This is a genomic window from Serratia sp. TSA_7 (genome assembly GCF_052692135.1).
Window position 1 is genome coordinate 1 of the sequence record NZ_JBQZFU010000018.1, and the last position, 5,324, is coordinate 5,324.

1 tRNA gene and 3 rRNA genes are annotated in these 5,324 nt (G+C 51.7%); all 4 read left to right on the top strand.

What is annotated here, in order from left to right:
• The first annotated feature begins 180 nt into the window (after window positions 1-180).
• The 4 genes from ACUTQW_RS24970 to rrf all read left to right on the top strand — a co-directional run bounded on the left by ACUTQW_RS24970 (window position 181) and on the right by rrf (window position 5,317).
• Window positions 181-1,722, top strand: a 16S ribosomal RNA gene (locus ACUTQW_RS24970).
• Between the two features lie 145 nt (window positions 1,723-1,867).
• Window positions 1,868-1,943 (top strand) — tRNA-Glu (locus ACUTQW_RS24975).
• A gap of 246 nt (window positions 1,944-2,189) precedes the next feature.
• Window positions 2,190-5,099, top strand: a 23S ribosomal RNA gene (locus ACUTQW_RS24980).
• A gap of 102 nt (window positions 5,100-5,201) precedes the next feature.
• Window positions 5,202-5,317: ribosomal RNA gene (rrf, locus tag ACUTQW_RS24985) — 5S ribosomal RNA — on the top strand.
• The 16S, 23S and 5S rRNA genes sit together here with 1 tRNA gene alongside, the layout of an rRNA operon.
• The last annotated feature ends 7 nt before the right edge of the window (window positions 5,318-5,324 follow it).

Genomic DNA, 5,324 nt, shown 5'->3' on the forward strand with positions numbered 1-5,324 from the left:
CGGCGGCTAACTCACTGCTCTTTAACAATTTATCAGACAATCTGTGTGGGCACTCCACAAGACGATATCCAGTACCTTCGGGTACGAAAAAATATCAAGTCTTGAAGAGTGACTACTGAAGTAAAATTCATTTAGTAACCTTTGAGCATCGCTTCACGAGTTGAAGCAAATCGAACTTTTAAATTGAAGAGTTTGATCATGGCTCAGATTGAACGCTGGCGGCAGGCCTAACACATGCAAGTCGAGCGGTAGCACAAGAGAGCTTGCTCTCTGGGTGACGAGCGGCGGACGGGTGAGTAATGTCTGGGAAACTGCCTGATGGAGGGGGATAACTACTGGAAACGGTAGCTAATACCGCATAACGTCTACGGACCAAAGTGGGGGACCTTCGGGCCTCACGCCATCAGATGTGCCCAGATGGGATTAGCTAGTAGGTGGGGTAATGGCTCACCTAGGCGACGATCCCTAGCTGGTCTGAGAGGATGACCAGCCACACTGGAACTGAGACACGGTCCAGACTCCTACGGGAGGCAGCAGTGGGGAATATTGCACAATGGGCGCAAGCCTGATGCAGCCATGCCGCGTGTGTGAAGAAGGCCTTAGGGTTGTAAAGCACTTTCAGCGAGGAGGAAGGGTAGTGTGTTAATAGCACATTGCATTGACGTTACTCGCAGAAGAAGCACCGGCTAACTCCGTGCCAGCAGCCGCGGTAATACGGAGGGTGCAAGCGTTAATCGGAATTACTGGGCGTAAAGCGCACGCAGGCGGTTTGTTAAGTCAGATGTGAAATCCCCGCGCTTAACGTGGGAACTGCATTTGAAACTGGCAAGCTAGAGTCTTGTAGAGGGGGGTAGAATTCCAGGTGTAGCGGTGAAATGCGTAGAGATCTGGAGGAATACCGGTGGCGAAGGCGGCCCCCTGGACAAAGACTGACGCTCAGGTGCGAAAGCGTGGGGAGCAAACAGGATTAGATACCCTGGTAGTCCACGCTGTAAACGATGTCGATTTGGAGGTTGTGCCCTTGAGGCGTGGCTTCCGGAGCTAACGCGTTAAATCGACCGCCTGGGGAGTACGGCCGCAAGGTTAAAACTCAAATGAATTGACGGGGGCCCGCACAAGCGGTGGAGCATGTGGTTTAATTCGATGCAACGCGAAGAACCTTACCTACTCTTGACATCCAGAGAACTTTCCAGAGATGGATTGGTGCCTTCGGGAACTCTGAGACAGGTGCTGCATGGCTGTCGTCAGCTCGTGTTGTGAAATGTTGGGTTAAGTCCCGCAACGAGCGCAACCCTTATCCTTTGTTGCCAGCGATTCGGTCGGGAACTCAAAGGAGACTGCCGGTGATAAACCGGAGGAAGGTGGGGATGACGTCAAGTCATCATGGCCCTTACGAGTAGGGCTACACACGTGCTACAATGGCGTATACAAAGAGAAGCGAACTCGCGAGAGCAAGCGGACCTCATAAAGTACGTCGTAGTCCGGATTGGAGTCTGCAACTCGACTCCATGAAGTCGGAATCGCTAGTAATCGTAGATCAGAATGCTACGGTGAATACGTTCCCGGGCCTTGTACACACCGCCCGTCACACCATGGGAGTGGGTTGCAAAAGAAGTAGGTAGCTTAACCTTCGGGAGGGCGCTTACCACTTTGTGATTCATGACTGGGGTGAAGTCGTAACAAGGTAACCGTAGGGGAACCTGCGGTTGGATCACCTCCTTACCTAATGATATTGATTCGAGTGGCGTGCTCACACAGATTGTCTGATGAAAAAGTAATGAGCAAAAGCGCTACCTGTTGATGTAATGAGTCTCTGACTCATGCTGATACGAACCGATTAAGACGTTCAGTTTAATCGGATTTTCGTGTCCCCATCGTCTAGAGGCCTAGGACACTGCCCTTTCACGGCTGTAACAGGGGTTCGAATCCCCTTGGGGACGCCAATCCGATAATGAGTGAAAGACATTATCACCGGTTAGTCATAACCGAAAAAATCTTAAAGATGACTCTTGCGAGTCGTGTTTAAGATATTGCTCTTTAACAATCTGGAACAAGCTGAAAATTGAAACATGACAGCTGAAACTTATCCCTCCGTAGATGTATTGGGGTAAGGAATAACCTGTCATAGAGTCTCTCAAATAAACGGCACGACAGTGTTCTCTGTTTACAGAAACACCTTCGGGTTGTGAGGTTAAGTGACTAAGCGTACACGGTGGATGCCTAGGCAGTCAGAGGCGATGAAGGGCGTGCTAATCTGCGAAAAGCGTCGGTAAGGTGATATGAACCGTTATAACCGGCGATACCCGAATGGGGAAACCCAGTGCAATCCGTTGCACTATCATACGATGAATACATAGTCGTATGAGGCGAACCGGGGGAACTGAAACATCTAAGTACCCCGAGGAAAAGAAATCAACCGAGATTCCCCCAGTAGCGGCGAGCGAACGGGGAACAGCCCAGAACCTGAATCAGTTTGTGTGTTAGTGGAAGCGTCTGGAAAGTCGCACAGTAAAGGGTGATAGTCCCGTACACTAAAATGCACATTCTGTGAGTTCGATGAGTAGGGCGGGACACGTGACATCCTGTCTGAATATGGGGGGACCATCCTCCAAGGCTAAATACTCCTGACTGACCGATAGTGAACCAGTACCGTGAGGGAAAGGCGAAAAGAACCCCGGCGAGGGGAGTGAAATAGAACCTGAAACCGTGTACGTACAAGCAGTGGGAGCCTACTTTGTTGGGTGACTGCGTACCTTTTGTATAATGGGTCAGCGACTTATATTTTGTAGCAAGGTTAACCGTATAGGGGAGCCGTAGGGAAACCGAGTCTTAACTGGGCGAATAGTTGCAAGGTATAGACCCGAAACCCGGTGATCTAGCCATGGGCAGGTTGAAGGTTGGGTAACACTAACTGGAGGACCGAACCGACTAATGTTGAAAAATTAGCGGATGACTTGTGGCTGGGGGTGAAAGGCCAATCAAACCGGGAGATAGCTGGTTCTCCCCGAAAGCTATTTAGGTAGCGCCTCGTGAACTCATCTTCGGGGGTAGAGCACTGTTTCGGCTAGGGGGCCATCCCGGCTTACCAAACCGATGCAAACTCCGAATACCGAAGAATGTTATCACGGGAGACACACGGCGGGTGCTAACGTCCGTCGTGAAGAGGGAAACAACCCAGACCGCCAGCTAAGGTCCCAAAGTCATGGTTAAGTGGGAAACGATGTGGGAAGGCATAGACAGCCAGGATGTTGGCTTAGAAGCAGCCATCATTTAAAGAAAGCGTAATAGCTCACTGGTCGAGTCGGCCTGCGCGGAAGATGTAACGGGGCTAAACCATGCACCGAAGCTGCGGCAGCGACGCTTAGGCGTTGTTGGGTAGGGGAGCGTTCTGTAAGCCGTTGAAGGTGGCCTGTGAGGGTTGCTGGAGGTATCAGAAGTGCGAATGCTGACATAAGTAACGATAAAGCGGGTGAAAAACCCGCTCGCCGGAAGACCAAGGGTTCCTGTCCAACGTTAATCGGGGCAGGGTGAGTCGACCCCTAAGGCGAGGCCGAAAGGCGTAGTCGATGGGAAACAGGTTAATATTCCTGTACTCGGTGTTACTGCGAAGGGGGGACGGAGAAGGCTAGGCTAGCCGGGCGACGGTTGTCCCGGTTTAAGCGTGTAGGGGGAGAGAATTGGTAAATCCGTTCTCTTATTCAACCCTGAGGCGTGATGACGATGCACTACGGTGCAGAAGTAGTTGATGCCAAGCTTCCAGGAAAAGCCTCTAAGCATCAGGTAACACAGAATCGTACCCCAAACCGACACAGGTGGTCAGGTAGAGAATACCAAGGCGCTTGAGAGAACTCGGGTGAAGGAACTAGGCAAAATGGTGCCGTAACTTCGGGAGAAGGCACGCTGGCGCGTAGGTGAAGAGACTTGCTCTCGGAGCTGAAGCCAGTCGCAGATACCAGCTGGCTGCAACTGTTTAATAAAAACACAGCACTGTGCAAACACGAAAGTGGACGTATACGGTGTGACGCCTGCCCGGTGCTGGAAGGTTAATTGATGGGGTCAGCCGCAAGGCGAAGCTCTTGATCGAAGCCCCAGTAAACGGCGGCCGTAACTATAACGGTCCTAAGGTAGCGAAATTCCTTGTCGGGTAAGTTCCGACCTGCACGAATGGCGTAATGATGGCCAGGCTGTCTCCACCCGAGACTCAGTGAAATTGAACTCGCTGTGAAGATGCAGTGTACCCGCGGCAAGACGGAAAGACCCCGTGAACCTTTACTATAGCTTGACACTGAACATTGAGCCTTGATGTGTAGGATAGGTGGGAGGCTTTGAAGCGTGGACGCCAGTCTGCGTGGAGCCAACCTTGAAATACCACCCTTTAATGTTTGATGTTCTAACTCGGCCCCGTAATCCGGGGTGAGGACAGTGTCTGGTGGGTAGTTTGACTGGGGCGGTCTCCTCCCAAAGAGTAACGGAGGAGCACGAAGGTTAGCTAATCACGGTCGGACATCGTGAGGTTAGTGCAAAGGCATAAGCTAGCTTGACTGCGAGAGTGACGGCTCGAGCAGGTACGAAAGTAGGTCTTAGTGATCCGGTGGTTCTGAATGGAAGGGCCATCGCTCAACGGATAAAAGGTACTCCGGGGATAACAGGCTGATACCGCCCAAGAGTTCATATCGACGGCGGTGTTTGGCACCTCGATGTCGGCTCATCACATCCTGGGGCTGAAGTAGGTCCCAAGGGTATGGCTGTTCGCCATTTAAAGTGGTACGCGAGCTGGGTTTAGAACGTCGTGAGACAGTTCGGTCCCTATCTGCCGTGGGCGTTGGAAGATTGAGAGGGGTTGCTCCTAGTACGAGAGGACCGGAGTGAACGCACCACTGGTGTTCGGGTTGTCATGCCAATGGCACTGCCCGGTAGCTAAGTGCGGAAAAGATAAGCGCTGAAAGCATCTAAGCGCGAAACTTGCCTCGAGATGAGTCTTCCCTGGGCCTTTAAGGCCCCTGAAGGAACGTTTAAGACTAAGACGTTGATAGGCTGGGTGTGTAAGTGCAGCGATGCATTGAGCTAACCAGTACTAATGATCCGTGAGGCTTAACCTTACAACACCGAAGGTGTTTTAGAGTAGACGATAGATTTTCAGCGACGTTCTTAGATTGGTTCTGATGGCTACGAGAGTAGCGGTTGGAATGAAACAGAATTTGCCTGGCGGCAATAGCGCGGTGGTCCCACCTGACCCCATGCCGAACTCAGAAGTGAAACGCCGTAGCGCCGATGGTAGTGTGGGGTCTCCCCATGCGAGAGTAGGACACTGCCAGGCATCAAAT